This is a genomic window from Tepidiphilus olei (genome assembly GCF_006980705.1).
GTDB lineage: Bacteria > Pseudomonadota > Gammaproteobacteria > Burkholderiales > Rhodocyclaceae > Tepidiphilus > Tepidiphilus olei.
Genome location: NZ_SBHO01000011.1, coordinates 15,161 through 35,077 on the forward strand (window position 1 = coordinate 15,161; position 19,917 = coordinate 35,077).

Below are 19,917 nucleotides of genomic sequence, written 5' to 3' on the forward strand. Positions count from 1 at the left end.
CATGACGTTTGCCGATCTGCGCGAATTCTGCGCTCAGCTCGAGGCGCTGGGCGAACTAAAGCGGGTGACCGAGCCGGTGGATACGCACCTGGAGCTCACGGCGCTCGCCGATCGCGTCCTGCGGCGTCGAGGCCCGGCGCTGCTCGTCGAGCGGCCGCACACCCAGGGCCGGGCGCATTCGTTGCCGGCGCTGGCCAATCTCTTCGGTACGCCGCGCCGCGTCTTGCTGGGCATGGGGCAGGACGTGGGCGAGGACGGTGACTGGCGCGAGCCGCTGCGTGACGTGGGGCGCCTGCTCGCCTATCTGAAAGAACCTGAGCCGCCGCGCGGCTGGCGCGATGCCTGGGAGAAGATGCCGGTGCTGCGCCGGGTGCTCGACATGGCGCCCAAGGTCGTTTCGCGCGCGCCGTGCCGCGAAGTGGTGTGGGAAGGGGCGGAGCTCGATCTCGCTCGGCTGCCCATCCAGCACTGCTGGCCGCAGGATGCGGGTCCGCTCATCACCTGGGGGCTGGTGGTCACCCGCGGGCCGCACAAGAAACGCCAGAATCTGGGAATCTACCGCCAGCAGGTGATCGGGCGAAACCGGGTGATCATGCGCTGGCTCGCGCATCGCGGCGGGGCGATCGATTACGCCGAACACGCCCGGCTGCATCCCGACGAGCCCTTTCCCGTGGCGGTGGTGATCGGCTGCGACCCGGCCACTATCCTTGCCGCGGTCACGCCGGTGCCCGACACCCTTTCCGAATACCAGTTCGCCGGCTTGCTGCGCGGGGCGAAAACCGAGCTCACCGAGGCCGTGGGGGGCTTGCAGGTGCCGGCGCGCGCCGAGATCGTGCTCGAAGGGCACATCCATCCCGGCGACACGGCCCTCGAAGGCCCATTCGGCGATCACACGGGGTACTACAACGAGCAGGCGGTCTTCCCCGTGCTCACGCTCGATCGCATCACGCTGCGGCGCGAGGCGATCTACCACACCACATACACCGGCAAGCCGCCCGACGAGCCGGCGGTGCTGGGCGTGGCCCTGAACGAAGTCTTCGTCCCGCTGCTGCAGCGCCAGTATCCGGAAATCGTCGATTTCTACCTGCCGCCGGAGGGTTGCTCCTACCGCATGGCGCTGGTGTCGATCAAAAAGGCCTATCCGGGGCACGCCAAGCGCGTGATGTTCGGCATCTGGGGGTTCCTGCGCCAGTTCATGTACACCAAGTTCATCGTGGTGGTGGATGAGGACGTCGACATCCGTAACTGGCAGGAGGTGATCTGGGCGCTCACCACGCGCGTGGATGCGGCGCGCGACACGCTCATCGCCGAGCACACGCCCATCGACTATCTCGACTTCGCCTCGCCCGAAGGCGGGCTGGGCAGCAAGATGGGGATCGATGCCACGAACAAGTGGCCCGGCGAGACCCACCGCGAGTGGGGCCGGGCCATCGTCCAAGATCCGGAAGTGGAAGCGCGCGCGGCGGCGCTCGTCGAGCGGTTGCTCGGCTGAGCGGGTCGCTTTTTCGGTTCCTCCTCAATCAAACATATGATTTATACTGCCAACAGTTTTTGTTGCAGGGCGATCAAGGGGCCGTGTCGCCCAGATTGTTTGGGGAGAAACGATGGACGAAAAATTGATCAGCCGCCGCGATCTCGCGTTTCAGCTCTACGAAGTACTGAAGGTGGAATCGCTCACACAGCGCCCCCGTTACCAAGAACACGATCGGGGTACTTTCGAGGCGATTCTCGATACGGCGCAGCAGATCGCCGAGACGCATTTCGCACCGTTCAATCGCAAGGCTGATGAGAACGAGCCCGTGTTTGAAGACGGGCAAGCGCGCACCATCCCCGAGACCAAAGCGGCGGTCCAAGCGCATGCCGCGGCGGGATTCTTGGTCGCGCACCACGACGCGGCGCTCGGGGGGATGCAACTGCCGGCGGTGGTGGTCAATGCGGCGATGGCGCTCTTCAAGGCGGCGAACGTCTCTTTTGCCGCCTATCCGCTCTTGACGCTCGCGGCCGGCAACCTGATTCACCGCTACGGCAGCGAGGAGCAAAAGAAACGTTTCTTGCCGTTGCTGCTCGACGGTCGCGCGACTGGCACGATGTGTCTGACCGAACCGCACGCTGGTTCTTCCCTGGGAGACTTGCGCACCCGCGCCGAACCGCAACCGGATGGCACCTATCGCCTGTTCGGCAACAAGATTTTCATCTCCGGCGGCGACCACGACTTCGGCGGCAACATCATCCACCTGGTTCTCGCGCGCATCAGCGGTGCGCCACCAGGAGTGAAGGGGATCTCGCTCTTCATCGTCCCGAAGTTTTTGGTCGATGAAGCCGGGCGGATGGGAGCGCGCAACGACGTCGTACTTGCTGGCCTCTTGCACAAGATGGGCTATCGCGGTACGACCTCCACGGTGCTCACTTTCGGCGACCGGGACGGAGCGGTGGGTTACCTCGTCGGTGAGCCCCATCAAGGGCTCAAATACATGTTCCACATGATGAACGAGGCGCGCATCGGGGTCGGCATGGGGGCAATCGCGCTTGGCTACACCGGCTATCTGCACGCGCTCGACTATGCGCGCAACCGTCCGCAAGGGCGACCCCTCGCCAACAAGGATCCGGCAAGCCCTCAGGTTCCCATCATCGAGCACCCCGACGTGCGCCGCATGCTACTCGCGCAAAAATCCTACGTCGAAGGTTGCCTCGCGCTCGGTCTGTACGCCGCGCGGCTCGTCGACGACATTCGCACGGGGAACGAGGCCGAACGGGCACGGGCTCAGGAGCTCCTCGATCTCCTCACCCCAGTCGTCAAAGCGGGTAGCTCGCAGTTTTGCTTGAAAGCCAACGAATTGGCGATTCAGGTATTCGGCGGAGCGGGCTATACGCGCGACTATCCTGTCGAGCAATTCTATCGCGACAACCGCCTCAACCCCATCCATGAAGGGACCGATGGCATTCAATCTCTGGATCTTCTGGGGCGAAAGCTGTGGCAAAACGGCAGCGCGGGGCTGAAAGCGCTCTTGAGGGAAGTCGAGACGACACTCCAGGAGGCAGCGGGGGAAAACGAGCTTGCCGAGCTGGTCGAAGCCCTGCGCGGGGCGCGCGATACGCTCGCTGCCTTGATCATGCGTTTGGGTTCGCTCATGTCCGGCGCCCAGGCCGAGCAGGTACTGGCCAATTCCTTTCCTTTCTTGGAAGTGTTCTCTCGCTTCGTACTCGCTTGGCAGTGGCTGCGTCAGGCGCTCGTCGCCGTCAGTGGTCTGCGGCGAGCCGATCTCAGCGAAGACGAAGCGAATTTCTATCGCGGGAAATTGCACGCCGCGCGCTACTTCCTGCGTTGGGAGCTGCCGCAGATCGAGCCGCTGTGTCGCCTTTTGGAGCGATGCGATCCGACTTTCCTTTCAATGAAAGACGAATGGTTCTGAGTTCACGGAAAACAGAGGGATGTCATGGAAAACGTACAAGTGAAACTGGTCAAGCGTCCGATCGGCGAGCCCAAGGCGGACGACTTCGCCATCGTCCGCGGGCCAGTGCCCGAGCCGCAAGCGGGACAAGTGCTCGTCGAGGTTCATTATCTTTCGCTCGACCCAGCGATGCGCGGTTGGATGAACGAGGGTAAATCCTATGTGAAACCCGTCGGCCTGGGTGAGGTGATGCGCGCCCTGGGCGTGGGGCGCGTGATCGCTTCCGCCGATCCCCGTTTCACGGTGGGCGATTACGTCTCGGGCACCCTCGGTGTGCAGAAATACGCCGTATGCGACGCCTCGGACCTCACCAAGGTCGATCCGAATCTGGCACCCCTTCCCGCCCACCTGCACGTACTCGGCATGACGGGGCTTACCGCCTACTTCGGTTTGCTGGACGTTGGTCGGCCCCAACCGGGCGAGACCGTCCTCGTGTCGGCCGCGGCGGGGGCCGTCGGTTCGCTCGTGGGGCAGATCGCCAAGCTCAAAGGATGCCGCGTCGTCGGCATCGCTGGTGGGGCACAGAAATGCGCTTACGTGCGCGACGAGCTGGGGTTCGACGCGGTGATCGACTACAGGCACGAGGACGTGGCGCGGGCGATCAAGACGCATTGCCCCAAGGGAGTCGATATTTATTTCGACAACGTCGGCGGCGAAATCTTGGATGCGGCACTCGCCGCTCTGGCCCTGCGCGGCCGCGTCGTCCTTTGTGGCGCGATCGCGGTCTACAACGCCACCGAAAAACCAGCAGGTCCGAGCAATTACCTCTCCTTGCTGATCAACCGCGGGCGAATGGAAGGTTTCATCGTGTTCGACTACCGCGAGCGCTATCCCGAAGCGATCGCCGAGCTCGCTACTTGGCTTCGTCAGGGCAAGCTCAAGCACCGGGAACACATCGTCAGTGGCATCGAAACTTTCCCCGAACGGCTCTTGATGCTGTTCCGTGGCGAGAATCTCGGCAAACTCGTGCTTCAAGTGATCGAGTGAGTAGAAAAATCTTCAGTGGAGATGAATAAAAAATGCGTGCTTTGATCTGCAAAGAATATGGTCCCCCCGAAACTTTGGTGCTCGGCGAGCTCCCTTCGCCACCGCTCGGAGCGAAGGACGTCAGGATTCGCGTGCGTGCTTGTGGCGTCAATTTCCCCGATCTCCTCATCATTCAAAACAAGTATCAGGTCAAGCCGCAGTTGCCTTTCGCTCCGGGCGGTGAGGTTGCCGGTGAGGTACTGGAAGTCGGCTCAGAAGTGCGTCGGATACGTCCTGGCGACAAGGTGATGGCGCTCACCGGCTACGGCGGGTTCGCCGAAGAAGTGGTCGTGGATGAACACCGCGTGTTACCCATGCCCGCTGGGATGGATTTCGTTACCGCCGCCGGTTTCACCATGGTCTATGGAACGACCTACCACGCTCTGGTACAGCGTGCGTCCATTCAAGCTGCCGAGACTTTGGTGGTGCTCGGCGCGGCTGGCGGGGTAGGACTAGCCGCGGTCGAGCTCGGCAAGGTGTTCGGAGCCCGGGTGATCGCCTGTGCCGGTTCGGAAGAGAAGCTGCGGACTGCCCGCGAACATGGCGCCGATGAGCTCGTCGATTATCGGCGTGAGGATCTCAAGGAGCGCATCAAAGCGCTCACCGACGGCAAGGGGGCCGACGTTTGTTTCGACCCCGTGGGGGGAGATGCGTTTGATGCGATGGCGCGTTCTATGAACTGGAACGGTCGCCTCTTGGTAATTGGCTTTGCCAGCGGGCGCATCCCGCAGTTGCCGGTCAATTTGCCGCTCCTCAAAGGGTACCAGGTAGTCGGCGTTTTCTGGGGCGCCTTCGTTGCGCGCGAACCCGAAACGAACCGGCGCAATTTCGCGCACCTCTTCGAACTCTATGCGGCGGGGCGGATTCGTCCGCACGTCTCGCATACCTACCCACTGGAGCAGGCGGCGCGAGCCTTGGATGACCTCTCTGCACGCCGAGCCATCGGCAAAATCGTCGTGACGATCGAGTGAATGGTCGTCGTGGTGCAAAAACGAGCGTTTCGTTATAAAATATTTTCTAAGACCGATCGATTACATATATAAAAATCGAGGGAGGACATGGAGGAAGACTACATTCTCGAGGCGAAAGGCCTCGTCAAGGAGTTTCGCGGCTTCGTCGCCGTCAATGGGGTGGATCTCAAAGTACGTCGGGGATCGATCCACGCCCTGATCGGCCCCAATGGCGCGGGCAAGACGACGGTCTTCAACCTGTTGACGAAATTTCTGCCGGTAACGCGAGGGCAGATCCTCTACCAAGGGCGGGACATCACCCATTACAGCCCGGCGCGGGTCGCACAGATCGGCATCGTCCGCTCGTTTCAGATTTCCTCGGTTTTTCCTCATTTGACGGCGCTAGAGAACGTTCGTTTGGGGCTTCAGGCCAAAGCAGGGGGGTCGTTCGCTTTCTGGCGCTCCGGGGCGCTCTTGCATCGCTTCGATGAAGCGGCCCTGGCCCTGCTCGAGCAGGTCGGTTTGCGCGAGTACGCCAAGGTGATGGCAGTGGAATTACCCTATGGACGCAAACGGGCCTTGGAGATCGCCACCACGCTCGCCGCCGATCCCGAGTTGATGCTGCTCGACGAGCCGACCCAGGGGATGGGAACGGAGGATGTCGAAGCGATTACCGCTTTGCTCAAGCGCATGGCCCAGGGACGGACCGTGCTGATGGTGGAGCACAACCTGGGGGTGGTGGCGCACTTGGCCGATCGCATCACGGTCTTGCAGCGCGGAACGGTGCTTGCCGAAGGCACTTATGCCGAGGTCTCTTCAAACCCTGAAGTGATCGCTGCTTATCTCGGAGTCGCTCATGCTTGAACCCCGTGCCGATGAGATCCTGCGGGTCTCCGATCTTCACGCGTTCTATGGCGAATCGCACATCCTGCATGGGATCGACCTTACCGTCTATCGCGGCGAGGTGGTCACCTTGCTCGGCCGCAACGGCTCCGGCCGCACCACCACGCTCAAAGCGATCCTCGGTCTGGTCGATCGGCGTACGGGGTACGTGAGCATCAACGGTCGGCCGGTGATCTCGTTGCCAACTTATCAGATTGCCCGTATCGGCGTCGGTTACTGCCCCGAAGAGCGCGGCATTTTCGCCTCGCTCACTGTCGAAGAAAACCTTCTGCTACCGCCGACCTTGCGCTCCGATGGCATGAGTCTGGCGGAGATCTACGAGATGTTCCCCAACCTATGGGAACGGCGCAAGAGCCAGGGATCGAAACTTTCGGGAGGCGAGCAGCAGATGCTGGCGATCGCGCGCATTCTGCGCACTGGCGCCTATCTGCTTCTGCTCGATGAGATCACCGAGGGGCTTGCCCCCGTGATCGTGCAGGCGCTGGGGGAGGTGATCCGTAAGCTGAAGGATAGAGGTTATACCATCGTATTGGTCGAGCAGAATTTCCACTTCGCGGCCCCGTTGGCCGATCGGCACTACGTGATCGAACGCGGCCGGGTGCTCGACATGATCCCACATCATGAATTAGAGAAGAACCGAGAACGGCTCAATGCGTTGCTCAGCGTGTGAGCCGCTCATCCAACTTTTTTACCAGGAGGAGACCTTCATGAAAAAGCATCTCACAAAGCAACTCTATGCCATCGTCGCAGGAGTCTTGCTCAGCTCGGCGGCACAGGCACAAATTTCCGGGGACGTCGTCAAGATCGGGATACTCAATGGTATGACGGGTCCCTATGCCTCGATCAGCGGCAAGGGTTCCGTGGTGGCTGCACAGATGGCCGTGGAGGATTTCGGCGGAAAGGTATTGGACAAACCGATTCAGATCGTCTCGGCGGATCATCAGAATAAACCCGACGTCGGCGCCACCATCGCCCGCCAGTGGATCGAGCGCGATGGCGTGGATATGATCGCCGACATGGATACCTCCAGTGTGGGCATCGCCGTGCAGAAGCTCGCCGCGGAGAAAGGGGTGATCACGATGAACACCGGTTCGGGCACGACGGCGCTGACGAACAAGGAATGCACTCCTCTTGGCATTCACTATGCGTACGATACGTATGCCCTCGCTGCGGGTTTGGCCGAACCGATCATTCGCGAGGGAGGGAAGAAATGGTTCTTCATCACTGCCGATTACGTCTTCGGGCATTCCTTGGAGCAGGACGCCACCAAGGTCGTCAAGGCCCGCGGCGGTGAAGTGCTCGGTTCGGTGCGCCACCCCTTCCCGAGCACGGATTTCTCTTCCTATCTCCTCCAAGCGCAGAATTCCGGTGCCGACGTGATCGCCCTGGCCAACGCCGGTCAGGATACGACCAACGCCATTCGCCAAGCGGCGGAATTCGGCATCGGGCGCGATGGCAAGCAGCAGATCGTCGGGTTGCTCGTCTTCAGCGCCGACGTGAAAGCCCTCGGTTTGGCAGTAGCCCAAGGCTTGAAGTTCGTCGATAGTTGGTATTGGGACATGAACGATGAGACGCGGGCGTTTGCCAAGCGCTTCATGCAGCGTCATGGCGCGGCACCCACGAGTGACCAGGCTGCGGTCTATTCGGTCGTCTTGCAATACCTGAAAGCGGTGGAAGCGGCGGGAACCGACGAAGGCAAGGCGGTGCGGGCGCAACTGGGCAAGATGAAGTTCAATGACATGTATCACAAGAACGCCTGGGTGCGCGAAGACGGGCGCGTGATGCACGACATGTACCTCATGCAGGCCAAATCGCCCAAGGAATCGACGGGCGAATGGGATCTGGTGAAGATCCTGGAGGTGATTCCCGCCGAGAAGGCCTTCATCCCCCTGAGCGAGAGCGAGTGTCCGCTGGTGAAGAAGTGACGTGATCGTCGCCGGGGGTGAGGCAGCACCTCCGGCATCCTCATCAGGAGAGCGGAGTGGATCCTTTCATCAAATCGGTCCTCAGTCAGGCCATGCTCGGTCTGAACAACGGGGCCTTCTACGCTTTGTTGAGTTTGGGCTTGGCCGTCATTTTCGGCTTGCTCAACATCGTGAATTTTGCGCACGGCGCTTTTTACATGCTCGGTGCTTTCTTGGCTCTGATTGGGCTGACGCAGTTCGGTGGCTGGATCGGCATGCCGGAGCTGAGCATCGGTTTCTGGTGGGCTTTGTTGCTCTCTCCTTTGCTCGTCGGCTTGTTCGGCATCGTGATCGAGCGCACCATGCTCAAGCGCCTCGCCGGTCTCGATCACCTCTATGGCTTGTTGCTGACCTTTGGCGTTGCCCTCGTGCTGCAGGGGTTCTTCGGGAATTTCTACAACATGGCGGGCACGCCCTATCCCGGGATTCCGCCGAGCCTGCGCGGTGTGGTCGATCTAGGGTTCATGTACTTTCCGAAGTATCGGTTGTTCGCCTTGCTTTTTTCTCTGGCGGTGTGTTTCGTGACCTGGTACGCGATCGAGCGCACCAAACTCGGTGCGCTGCTTCGTGCCAGTACGGAGAATCCCAAGCTCGTCGAGGCATTCGGGGTCAATGTTCCACTGCTCGTCACCCTGACTTATGGCTTCGGCTGCGCCTTGGCCGGTTTGGCTGGAGTCATGGCTGCCCCCATCTATTCGGTGAGCCCCTTGATGGGCTCTGAGATCATCATCGTCGTGTTCGCCGTGGTCGTCATCGGTGGGATGGGTTCCATCCTGGGAGCGATCGTCACGGGTTTGGGGCTGGGGTTGATCGAAGGCGTCGTCAAAGTGCTCTATCCGCCGGCAGCGAGCCTCGTCGTATTCGTGATCATGGCGATCGTCCTGATGGTACGCCCCAGTGGGCTTTTTGGCAGGGAGTGAGGGCATGACGCGCAAACAATGGTTTCTATTGCTCGGCCTGGGGGTGGTCGCCCCCTTCGTGCTCTACCCGGTCTTCGTGATGAAGATGCTGTGTTTTGCCCTTTTTGCCTGCGCCTTCAATCTCCTACTGGGGTATACCGGTTTGCTCTCCTTCGGTCACGCGGCTTTCTTTGGCGGGGCGGCGTATGTGGCTGGTTATGCGGTCAAAAGCTGGGGCGTCCCGCCAGAGATCGGCATCTTGATCGGTTTGGGGGTCGGAGCGATCCTGGGCGCTGCGGTGGGGGCGTTGGCCATCCGGCGCCAAGGGATTTATTTCGCCATGGTCACCCTGGCGCTGGCGCAGATCGTCTACTTCGTTGCCGTGAAAGCCCCTTTTACCGGCGGTGAGGATGGATTGCAGGGGATTCCTCGCGGACGTCTTTTTGGGATCGTGGATTTGAACGATACGATGAACATGTATTACTTCGTCCTGGCGATCTTTCTTCTCGCGTTCTGGTCGATCGCGCGCATCATCGATTCCCCGTTCGGTCAAGTGCTCAAGGCGATCCGGGAAAACGAGGCGCGTGCCCTATCCCTTGGCTACGACGTCGACCGCTTCAAACTGCTTGCCTTCGTCTTGTCGGCCGCACTGGCTGGCCTGGCGGGGGCGACCAAAGCCTTGGTCTTCCAATTCGCCTCGCTCACCGACGTGCACTGGACGACTTCGGGCGAAGTGGTCCTGATGACCTTGCTCGGCGGCGTCGGCACTTTGTTCGGGCCGATGGTAGGCGCCTTCACGGTCGTTGCTCTGCATTCGGAGTTGAGCGCCCTCGGCTCTTGGGTCACGGTGATTATCGGAGCCACGTTCATCGTGTGCGTACTGGTGTTCCGCCGAGGCATCGTCGGCGAGCTTCAGGCTTTGGCACAACGGCATTTTTGGGGCCGGAGGGAAGCAAACGAAGCAGAGCTGGCGCAGATCGAGCAGGGTTCGAAGTCGAAACCATGATTGGGAGGGCGAGACGTGATCAAAAAAGTCGTATGGCTGGCTGCAGCGGCATGCTGGGCGATGGCCCAGGGGGCTCAAGCACAGATTTCCGGCGATGTGGTGAAAATCGGCATTCTCAACGGGATGACGGGTTACGCCGCAGATATCAGCGGCAAGGGGTCGGTGGTGGCGGCGCAGATGGCGGTGGAGGATTTCGGCGGAAAAGTGCTCGGCAAGCCGATCCAAATCGTTTCGGGGGATCATCAGAACAAGCCCGACGTCGGAGCCACCATCGCCAGGGGCTGGATCGAGCGCGATGGAGTCGACATGATCGCCGATATGGATACTTCGAGCGTAGGGATCGCCGTGCAGCGCCTTGCCTCACAGCTGGGCGTGATCACGATGAATACCGCTTCAGGTTCAACGGCGTTGACGAACAAGGAGTGTACTCCCTTCGGGATTCATTACGCCTATGATACTCATGCGCTCGCCGTCGGGGTGGCCGACCCCATCATCAACGCAGGCGGGAAGCGATGGTTCTTCCTGACCGCCGATTATGCCTTTGGCCATTCCTTGGAGCAAGATGCAAGCAAGATCGTCAAGGAGCGGGGCGGTGACGTGGTCGGTTCCCTGCGCCATCCCATGCAAACGACGGACTTTTCCTCCTTTTTACTGCAGGCACAGAATTCCGGTGCCGACGTGATCGCGCTGGCCAATGCCGCTCAGGATACGATCAATTCGATCAAACAGGCAGCAGAGTTCGGAATCGGGCGAGATGGTAAGCAGCAGATCGTCGGTCTGCTCGTCTTTAGTTCGGATGTGAAGGCGCTCGGTTTGGCAGTAGCTCAAGGTTTGAAATTCGTCGATAGCTGGTATTGGGACATGAACGAGGAGACGAGAGCCTTTGCCAAGCGCTTCCAGCAGCGCCATAATGCAGCGCCTACGAGCAACCATGCAGCCGTCTATTCGGCCGTATTGCAATATTTGAAAGCGGTGGAAGCGGCGGGAACCGACGAAGGCAAGGCGGTGCGGGCGCAACTGGGCAAGATGAAGTTCAATGACATGTATCACAAGAACGCCTGGCTGCGTGAGGATGGGCGCGTGATGCACGACATGTACCTCATGCAGGTGAAATCGCCCAAGGAGTCGAAGGGAGAATGGGACCTGGTGAAAGTGATCGAGACGATTCCCGCTGACAAAGCCTTCATCCCCTTGAGTGAGAGCCAGTGTCCCCTGGTGAAGCAGTAAGCCGACCGGGAAAACCTACGAGGATGAACCGATGACGGATGTCGCTCACTTGATCCACGAGAGCGGAAAGCTCTCGCTTTCCGGTTTGATCCGTCACCATGCGCGCTACCAGGCCGAGCGCATCGCCGTCGAAGACGAACGACGCTCGCTCACTTATGGTGAGCTCGAGGAGCGGGCCAATCGAATCGCCAACGCCCTGCTGGCTGCAGGATTGAAACGCGGGGATCGGATCGCCGCGCTCATGGAGAATCGCTGTGAATTCGTCGAAATCGAGGTGGCAGCGGCCAAGCTGGGGCTCATCGTCGCCGCGCTCAATTGGCGTCTGACCGACGAAGAGTTGCGCCATTGCATCGAACTCGTCACCCCTTCCTTGTTCTTCGTCTCTGGCCGCTATATTGAGACCCTGGTTCGCCTCGGCTACGGGGGCGATCGTCTGATCGATCTCGATCGCGACTTCGAGGCGATGTTGCGTGCTGCCCCTGCCAAGGAAGCGCCGAACCTCGCTCAGCCAGAAGATGGTCTCATCATCTTGTATACCAGCGGCACCACCGGCATGCCCAAAGGGGCCCTGATCAGCCAGAGGGCGGTGATCGCGCGCAGTCAGATTTTTTATCACGATTTGCGCTTGGACGAAGCGGATGCCTTCGTGGCGTGGGCACCGTTCTTTCACATGGTCTCGAACGATCACGCCATGGCAACTTTGATCCATGGCGGTAGGGTGATCGTCATCGACGGTTTTCAACCCGACAAACTCGTCGAGACCGTTTCCCGGCATCGTATCGGTTGGTTCGTCGTGATGCCAGGGATGATCGAACGCCTGGCCGAGGAGCTGAAAAAGCGCCAAACCGTTCCTGCCGGCATCAAGGCGATCGGCGCCATGGCCGACTTGGTGCCGCGGCATCAGCTCGCCGAGATCACCACCCTGCTGCGCGCCCCTTACGTCAACAGCTTCGGAGCGACCGAGACCGGACTGGCGCCTGCGAGCAAAAATTTCGTTGCGATCGGGACGATGCCGGAACGTCTGCCCAAGGAGCAGAGTTCCTACTGTGAGATCCGGCTCGTCGATGAGGACGACGTGGAAGTGCCCGATGGGGAACCCGGCGAGCTCGCCATCCGCGGTCCTAGTCTTTTCAGCGGTTATTGGCAGAACCCCGAAACGAATGCGAAAGATTTTCGCCATGGCTGGTTTCACATGGGCGACGTGTTCGTGCGCCATCCCGATGGAACCCTGGAATTCGTCGACCGGCGCAAATACCTCATCAAGTCGGGCGGAGAGAACATCTATCCGGCCGAGATCGAGCGGGTGTTGCTGGCCGATCCCCGCATCGACGAGGCCGTGGTCGTGCGCCGTAGGGATCCGCAGTGGGGCGAAGTGCCGGTGGCTTTCGTCGTGCCGCGCGATCCGACCCTCAGCGTGGAAGACGTGCTCGCGCTGTGCGAAGGGAAACTCGCGCGCTACAAGTTTCCCAAAGAGATCCGTTTCATCACCCATGAGGAGGTGCCGCGCAGTACCACCGGCAAGGTACAGCGGCACCACCTCGAGGTGAGGCTCAAGGAGGAAAAGCGCAGCATCTAGGGAGACGCTGAAGAAATGAGCGAGCGGGATGAAGCGCAAGGCGTTTGGTGCGCAGCGACCGAGACATATCGAGTAGATAGGCGAGGGAGCGAGCACTGCGCAACGCAGCGATTCGCCCGCGCAGCCAATTATTCAGCGTTTCCCTAGCCATGCGCCTCGCTGGCTTCCTCGATGAGGCCATTGTGCCGCAGCAGGGCGTCGATGCGCGGCTCGCGGCCGCGGAAGGCGCGGAAGGATTCGGCTGCGGGGCGGCTCGCGCCCACGGCGAGGATCTCGCGCCAGAAGCGACGCCCCGTGTCGGGATCGAGCACGGTGCCGGTGCGCGCGCTCGCCTCTTCGAAGGCCTCGTAGGCATCGGCCGAGAGCACTTCGGCCCACTTGTAGCTATAGTAGCCGGCCGCGTACCCTCCGGCGAAGATGTGCGAGAAGCTCTGCGGGAAGCGATGCCAAGACGGCGGCCGGATCACGGCCACCTCGTCGCGCACTTCTTCCAGGATGCGCAGCACGTCGGCGAGCGGCACTCGTTCGGGGGCCGGTTCCTGGGCGCGGGCGAGTTCGCGGTGAATGCGCAGGTCGAAGAGCGAAAATTCGATCTGGCGCACCATCTGCATGCCGGCCTGGAAGTTCTTGGCTGCACGCATTTTCTCGTAGAGCGTACGCGGTAGCGGCTCGCCCGTGTCGACGTGGGCGGTGATTTTCTCCAGCACTTCCCATTCCCAGGCGAAGTTTTCCATGAACTGGCTGGGCAGCTCGACGGCGTCCCATTCGACGTGGTGGATACCCGAGATGGGCGCCTCGTCGACCTGGGTGAGCATGTGATGCAGCCCGTGGCCCATCTCGTGGAAGAGCGTGAGCACGTCGTCGTGGGTGAGCGTGGGGGGATTGCCACCCACCGGCGGGGCGAAGTTGCACACGAGGTAGGCCACCGGCAGCATGAGAAATTCGCCCTCGCGCCGGCGCGACTTGGCGCTGTCCATCCAGGCGCCGCCGCGCTTGGTGTCGCGGGCATAGAGGTCGACGTAGAAGTAGGCGATCGGCGCGCCGTCGCGCTCGACGCGGTAGAAACGCACGTCCGGATGCCACACGGGGGCGGTGTCGGGCACGAGGCGCACGCCGAAGAGCCGTTCCAAGAGGGCGAAGAGCCCCTCCAGGACGCGCGGAAGCGGCAGGTAGCGCCGCACTTCCTGTTCGGAATAGTCGTAGCGCTCCTGGCGTAATTTTTCCGAGGCATAGGCGATGTCCCAGGGCTCGAGCGGATCGAGGCCGAGGCGGTCGCGGGCGAAAGCGCGCAGTTCTTCCAGATCGCGCAGGGCGAAGGGCTTGGCGCGGGCGGCGAGTTCCCGCAGGAATGAGGCGACCTCTTCCGGCTCGTTGGCCATCTTGGGCACGAGCGAGTAGCTGGCGTAGTCGGGATAGCCCAGCAGTAGCGCTTCTTCGCCGCGCAGCGCCATGATGCGCTCGATGAGCGGGCCGTTGTCGCGCTCGGGCGGGCCGAACTCGGAGGCGCGGGTGGCATGGGCCCGGTACATGCGCTCGCGCAGCGCCCGATCGTCGGCGTACTGCATCACCGGCAAGTAGAAGGGCATCTGCAGGGTGAAGCACCAGCCCGGACGGTCTTGCGCCTGCGCCGCCGCACGCGCCATGGCCCGCACTTCCTCCGGAATGCCGGAGAGTTGCGCCTCGTCCTCGATCCATTCCTGGTAGGCATTGGTCGCATCGAGCAGGTTTTCCGAGAACTTGGCCGAGAGCGCCGACAGTTCCTGTTGGATGTCGCGGTGGCGGGGTTTCTTCTCGGGCGGCAGTTCCGCGCCGGCGAGCCGATGGTCGCGCAAGTCGAGTTCGATCACGCGGCGGCGTTCGGGCGAGAGGCGAGCGAACTCGGGGCTTTGCGCGAGCGCCTGCGTTTTGCGGTAGAGCGCCTCGTTCTGTCCCAGCTCCGTCCAGAAACGCGTGACTTCGGGGAGCATCTGGTTGTAGGCCTCGCGCCAGGCGGGGGTGTCCATCACGCTATGCAGGTGCCCGATCACGCCCCAGGCGTCCGAGAGCTGTTCGAGCGCGCGTTCGAGCGGGGCGACGAAGTCTTCCCAGGTGGGCGGGGTGCGTTCATCGACCGCGCGCTCGATCGCGGCGCGGGCCCGTGCGATGAGTTCGGTGATGACCGGCTCGACGTCCTCCGGCCGGAGGCGATCGAAGGGAGGGAGTTGAAAGGGATGCAGCAGCGGATGTTCTGGTGCGTTCATCGTGTCCTCGAGGTGGATTCTCTTCAGGCGGGATTTTGCCACCGGTTGCGGGCGCGTGTCTCGTGGACGAGGCAGGCGCCGAGAAAACCGAGCGCGGCGGCGCCGGCAAGGCAGGCGATCGCCGCGGTGAAATGTTCCGGCGCATAGATACGGACTCCGTCGAGCATGGTTCCGTTCCAGGCGCGGTCGATGAGCGCGCCGGCGAGCGGCTGCAGGAGGGCGCCGCCGAGGAACCCGCCCATGTTGGTGAGGGCCGTGCTCATGCCCGAGAGCGCCGGCGGATTGACTTCCTTGGCGCAGGCCCAGGTGAGCGAGAAGGAAGAGGAGGCGAGCCCCATGAGGGCGAAGAGGGGAAAGGTGAGCGTCTGGGGCAGCGGCCCCGCCGTCAGGCACACGACCCAGCAGGCGAGGTAGAGTGCGGCCATGGGCACCAGCACGGCTTTGCGCCGCGCGAGCCGATCGGACAGGGCGCCAATGGCGAGGCACCCGAGGGCGAAGGCGAGGAAGTAGAGTGAGAGGTGGTGCGAGGCTTGCAGTTTCGTCAGGCCGTGCACGCTCATGAGGTAAGGCGTGGCCCACAGGCCGGCGAAGGCGAAGAAGCTGCCGGCGATGCCGAAGTTGGCGAGCACGGCGGGCCAGGAGGCGCGGTTGCGCAGGATGGTCGCGAGTCCGCCGAAGATCACGGTACGGTCGAAACGCTTGAGCGTACCCGGCTCTTCCGGCTCAATCAGCCGCCAGCACAGCACGGCGACGGCCAGCGACGCCAAGGCCGTGGCCACGAACACGCCGCGCCAGCCCGTGAGCTGCGCCAGCGCCGTGAGCGGCGTGCCGGCGAGTACCGAGCCGAGGTTGCCGACGAACATGCCCAGACCCACCAGGGAGGCGAAACGGCGCTCGTCGTACCACAGGGCGAAGAGTTTGAGCATGGCGATGAAGGTGACCGACACGCCCAGGCCGGTGAGGGTACGTCCGGCGAGTGCCACTTCGAGCGAAGGGGCGAGCGCGAAGAGGAGGCTACCCGCGGCGGCGACGAAGCCGCCCGCCACGATGATGCGTCGCGGTCCCACGGTGTCGGCAAGGATGCCGGTGGGCAGCTGCATCAGGGTGTAGACGTAAAAATAGGTGGCAGCGAGCGTGCCGAGCGAGGCGGCGCTGGTGTGGAAGGCCGCGGCGAGTTCGGTGGCGATACCGGCGGGCGCGAAGCGGTGGAAAAAGGACAAAACGTAGGCGGCGATGACGACGACGAGCGCCGTCGTGCGGCGGCTGCAGGCCATGGAGTGTCTCCTCTTTTTGTTTTCGGAATTGCGGCGACGGGGGGGTCACCGGAATACTCACTTCAGGAAGTGTTATTCCGGCAGCGCTTGCCCAACCAGGCGTCGATACGCCTCACGATACTTCTCAGCCGTCTTCCGGATGACGTCTTCCGGCAGACGCGGCCCGGGCGCGGTTTTGTCCCAGTCGAGCGTCTCGAGGTAGTCGCGCACGTATTGCTTGTCGAAGGACGGCGGGTTGGTGCCGGGCTGCCAGGCGTCGGCCGGCCAAAACCGGGACGAATCGGGTGTGAGTACTTCGTCGATGAGGTGCAGCACGCCGGCAGCGTCGATGCCGAACTCGAACTTGGTGTCGGCGATGAGGATGCCGCGCTCGGCGGCGTAGTCGCGCGCCCGGATGTAGAGCGCGAGCGCCGCGGTCTTGGCTTGCCGCGCGAGGCTCGCGCCATCGTGCGGTGCGAGCCGTGCGGCGCACAGGGCCTCGGCCTGTTCGAAGGAAATGTTTTCGTCGTGCTCGCCTGCCTCGGCCTTGGTGGCCGGAGTGAAGATCGGCTCGGGCAAGCGCTCGGCGAGCCTCAGCCCCGGCGGGAGCGGGATACCGCACACGCTGCCTTTGTGCTGATATTCTTTCCAGCCCGAACCGATGAGGTAACCGCGTACCACCGCTTCGATGGGCAAGGGCTGCAAGCGTTTGACCACCATCGCCCGCCCGAGGACCTGGTCGCACTCTTCGGGCGCGACGACGGAGGTTGGATCGATGCCGGTGCGATGATCCGGAACGATGCCGGCGAGCAGATCGAGCCAGAATTCGGTGATTGCCGTGAGCACCTTGCCCTTGCCCGGAATGGGATCGGGCAGTACGACGTCGAAAGCGGAGAGCCGGTCGGTGGCGACGACGAGGAGTTTGTCCTCGCCAACCGCGTAGAGGTCGCGTACCTTGCCGCGTCCGATGAGCGGCAGACTGGTGATGTGCGTCTCGAAGATCGCCTCGGCCATGGATCCTTCCCCGGCATTCTGAAAACGAGAATTATCGCACGGGCGCTAGCTTTCATGCTCCACCGCCCGGTGGACGCGGCGCACGCCCAGGGCGATCAGGCCGGCGAGCACGGGGATGGAAAGGGCCGTGACCAGTTCCGGTTCGAGGTGCAGCCAGGGCTTGAATCCCTTGGTGAGGTAATTGACGAGCTGCGAGCCGTAGTAGGTGATGGCCATCACCGACAGGCTCTCGACGGCCGCCTGCAACCGTAGTTGCACCTTGGCGCGGCGGTTCATCTGTGCGAGCAACTGCTGGTTCTGGCGTTCGATTTCGAGATCGACGCGCGTGCGCAGCAGCTGGGAATCGCGCACCGAGCGCTGCGAGAGTTCTTCCTGACGCCGGGCGACGGCGGCGCAGGTGTTCATGGCCGGAGCGAAGCGACGCTCCATGAATCCTTGCAAGGTGGAGTAGCCGGGGAGTCGGATCTCGCGCAGCTCGGCGATGCGCTGACGCACCAGGGCGCTGTAGGCCGAGGCGGCGCCGAAGCGGTAGGCGCTGGCGGCGATCGAATTTTCGATTTCGGCGGCCAGGTGGGTGAGTCGTGCCAGGATCTCGCGCTCGTCGGTGAACGAAGCGGCGCGGCTCATGGCCGCCACCAGTTCGGCCAGTTCCGCCTCGGCGCGGCCGAGAAAGGCTCCGACTTCCTTGGCCATGGGAAAGGCGAGCAGCGCCAGCATGCGGTAGGTGTCGATCTCGAGCAGCCGCTGCACAGCGCGTCCGGCCTGTTTCGGAGTCATGGCCGCGTCGAGCACGATGAACTGGATGAACCCCTCGTGCAGTTGGAAGTCGCTGAGCACCCAGGCGTTGCCATCGGAGATCTTCGAGGCGACGAGTGCCGGACCGAACGGATCGGCCGCGTCGAGGAACTCGGTGGGCGGCGTGTCGGATACCGGCCTCAGGCGAACGTGCGTGGCGGCGATCACTTCGCCGGGGCTGGCCTCGAGCCAGCCTTCGGGCAGGCGTGAGAGGATCGCCTCGGGGGTGTCGTGATCGCCGTCGAGATAGAAAGTGTAGGAATGGAATTCGGCGTGGCGTTCGCGCTTGATGCGCAACCCGCCCCACCGTAGGAGGGACTGCGCCGCGGCATCGAGCTCGAGCACGGCGCCGGGAAGATTGCGCAGCCGCGCCCAATGCTCGAGGAGACGGTCGGAAGGGGTCTCACGCGGCAATAGCCACGACAGTTGCACCGCCGTGGCCGGGGCAAGCAGCGGCACGGACGGCCGGGCGTGGATCTCCTCGTGCAGTGTTTGCCGGATGGGATGCTGGGTGAGTTTCACAGCCAGCCCTTGCGCTTGAAGTAGAAGTAGGGGGCGAAGCCGCTGATCACCATCAGGATCAGCGCGAGGGGATAGCCGTATTCCAAGTGCAGTTCCGGCATGTGTTCGAAGTTCATCCCATAGATGCTGGCGACCAGGGTCGGCGGCAGGAAGACGACGGCGGCGATCGAGAAGATCTTGATGATCTGGTTCTGCTCGATGTTGATGAACCCTTGAGCCGAGTCCATGAGGAAGTTGATCTTCTCGAAGACGAAGTTGGTGTGAGCCATGAGGGTTTCGAGGTCGCGGATCATCTCGCGGCAGGTCTCTTGCAAGCCGTTTTGGTCGCGCAGGTGGCGCAGCAGGAAAGAGACGGCACGCTGCGTGTCCATCAGACACAGGCGAATGCGCCCGTTGCTGTTCTCGATCTTGGCCAGCTTGTCGATGGCGTCCTCGAGCTCGGCGTTTTCGTCCTCCAGCACCATGAAGCTGACCTCTTCGAGCCGCCGGTGCAGGTCTTCGATGGTGTCGGCGAGGTTTTCCACTTTTTGCTCGAAGATGGTGACCAGCAGTTCCTGGGGGGTTCCGGCATGGACCTGACCGTGGCGGGCGCGCATGCGCAGCAGCCGAAAGTCCGCGAGATCTTCTTCCCGCACCGAGATGAGCCGTTCGCGCTGCAGGATGAAGGCGACGGTGACGGTGACGTGGCGCCCTTCTTCCTGGGCGAGGAAGAGGGAGTGGACGTGCAACCCCTGGTTGTCGATGAAGAAACGGGCGGAGGATTCGATTTCCTCCACGTCTTCGGATTCGGGCAGTTCGGCGTTCAGCAACCGCTGCAGCAGCTCGCGTTCGTGCTCGTCGGGGTCTTGGGCATCGATCCACAGGGCCCTGGCCACGGCCTGATCGTCGAGCGCGAGCGCCTTGGGCAGTTCACGGATGGTGTCTTTTTCGGCCTGGAACAGTCGCAGCATGGAGCACCTTTACACGTTTCGCCAGCGGGGTCGGGGATCGCGGCGAAACGACGAAGGCGTCAGCCGCGAACGCAGCAGTAGAGGAACGAGCGACGAGGTCGACAGCGGGTTTTGGAGTTCACGGAAAAGATCGGAACGAGCGC

The 19,917-nt window shown here is 62.4% G+C and carries 16 protein-coding genes; 11 read left to right on the plus strand and 5 right to left on the minus strand.

The annotated features are described in order from the left end of the window. The first annotated feature begins 1 nt into the window (after nucleotide 1). From ubiD to EPD80_RS10415, 11 genes are all read left to right on the plus strand, one after another. A complete protein-coding gene (ubiD, locus tag EPD80_RS10365; RefSeq protein ID WP_142811648.1) occupies nucleotides 2-1,492 on the plus strand; it encodes a 4-hydroxy-3-polyprenylbenzoate decarboxylase in 1,491 nt (496 codons plus the stop codon). A 112-nt stretch (nucleotides 1,493-1,604) separates the two neighbouring features. Next, nucleotides 1,605-3,410, plus strand: coding sequence for an acyl-CoA dehydrogenase (locus EPD80_RS10370; RefSeq protein WP_142811596.1), 1,806 nt, complete (start codon nucleotides 1,605-1,607; stop codon nucleotides 3,408-3,410). Nucleotides 3,411-3,434: 24 nt separating this feature from the next. Next, nucleotides 3,435-4,436 (plus strand): NADP-dependent oxidoreductase, encoded by a 1,002-nt coding sequence (locus tag EPD80_RS10375; RefSeq protein ID WP_142811598.1) that lies wholly within the window; start codon nucleotides 3,435-3,437, stop codon nucleotides 4,434-4,436. A 32-nt stretch (nucleotides 4,437-4,468) separates the two neighbouring features. Continuing rightward, on the plus strand, nucleotides 4,469-5,446 hold the full coding sequence (locus EPD80_RS10380; protein ID WP_142811600.1) for an NADPH:quinone oxidoreductase family protein: 978 nt from the start codon (nucleotides 4,469-4,471) through the stop codon (nucleotides 5,444-5,446). Between the two features lie 87 nt (nucleotides 5,447-5,533). Then, on the plus strand, nucleotides 5,534-6,289 hold the full coding sequence (locus tag EPD80_RS10385) for an ABC transporter ATP-binding protein (RefSeq protein ID WP_142811602.1): 756 nt from the start codon (nucleotides 5,534-5,536) through the stop codon (nucleotides 6,287-6,289). Continuing rightward, the gene (locus EPD80_RS10390) at nucleotides 6,282-6,998 is read left to right on the plus strand and encodes an ABC transporter ATP-binding protein (protein ID WP_185957764.1); all 717 of its coding nucleotides are present in this window, start codon (nucleotides 6,282-6,284) and stop codon (nucleotides 6,996-6,998) included. Before EPD80_RS10385 ends, EPD80_RS10390 begins: the two co-directional genes overlap by 8 nt. Before the next feature lie 37 nt (nucleotides 6,999-7,035). Beyond that, nucleotides 7,036-8,253 (plus strand): ABC transporter substrate-binding protein, encoded by a 1,218-nt coding sequence (locus EPD80_RS10395; protein ID WP_142811606.1) that lies wholly within the window; start codon nucleotides 7,036-7,038, stop codon nucleotides 8,251-8,253. A 92-nt stretch (nucleotides 8,254-8,345) separates the two neighbouring features. Then, complete coding sequence (locus EPD80_RS10400) at nucleotides 8,346-9,212, plus strand: branched-chain amino acid ABC transporter permease (RefSeq protein ID WP_142811650.1); 867 nt, start codon at nucleotides 8,346-8,348, stop codon at nucleotides 9,210-9,212. Nucleotides 9,213-9,216: 4 nt separating this feature from the next. Further along, a complete protein-coding gene (locus tag EPD80_RS10405; RefSeq protein ID WP_142811607.1) occupies nucleotides 9,217-10,197 on the plus strand; it encodes a branched-chain amino acid ABC transporter permease in 981 nt (326 codons plus the stop codon). A 15-nt stretch (nucleotides 10,198-10,212) separates the two neighbouring features. After that, nucleotides 10,213-11,424 carry an ABC transporter substrate-binding protein gene (locus tag EPD80_RS10410; RefSeq protein ID WP_260677394.1) on the plus strand — a complete coding sequence of 404 codons (1,212 nt, stop codon included), beginning with the start codon at nucleotides 10,213-10,215 and terminating at the stop codon, nucleotides 11,422-11,424. A gap of 31 nt (nucleotides 11,425-11,455) precedes the next feature. After that, entirely contained in the window at nucleotides 11,456-13,000 is a 1,545-nt protein-coding gene (locus EPD80_RS10415; protein WP_142811609.1) for a class I adenylate-forming enzyme family protein, read from the plus strand. 143 nt (nucleotides 13,001-13,143) lie between these two features. On the opposite strand, the gene EPD80_RS10420 is transcribed toward EPD80_RS10415, so the two are convergent. From EPD80_RS10420 to corA, 5 genes are all read right to left on the minus strand, one after another. Then, nucleotides 13,144-15,240, minus strand: a complete 2,097-nt coding sequence (locus EPD80_RS10420) for a M3 family metallopeptidase (protein WP_142811611.1) — start codon at nucleotides 15,238-15,240, stop codon at nucleotides 13,144-13,146. A gap of 23 nt (nucleotides 15,241-15,263) precedes the next feature. Further along, the gene (locus tag EPD80_RS10425; protein WP_142811614.1) at nucleotides 15,264-16,514 is read right to left on the minus strand and encodes an MFS transporter; all 1,251 of its coding nucleotides are present in this window, start codon (nucleotides 16,512-16,514) and stop codon (nucleotides 15,264-15,266) included. A 72-nt stretch (nucleotides 16,515-16,586) separates the two neighbouring features. Then, nucleotides 16,587-17,507 (minus strand): phosphoribosylaminoimidazolesuccinocarboxamide synthase, encoded by a 921-nt coding sequence (locus EPD80_RS10430; RefSeq protein WP_142804576.1) that lies wholly within the window; start codon nucleotides 17,505-17,507, stop codon nucleotides 16,587-16,589. Between the two features lie 45 nt (nucleotides 17,508-17,552). Then, nucleotides 17,553-18,824, minus strand: coding sequence for a DUF3422 family protein (locus EPD80_RS10435; RefSeq protein WP_142811616.1), 1,272 nt, complete (start codon nucleotides 18,822-18,824; stop codon nucleotides 17,553-17,555). Beyond that, entirely contained in the window at nucleotides 18,821-19,774 is a 954-nt protein-coding gene (gene corA, locus EPD80_RS10440) for a magnesium/cobalt transporter CorA (RefSeq protein ID WP_142811618.1), read from the minus strand. Before corA ends, EPD80_RS10435 begins: the two co-directional genes overlap by 4 nt. Nucleotides 19,775-19,917 lie beyond the last annotated feature (143 nt).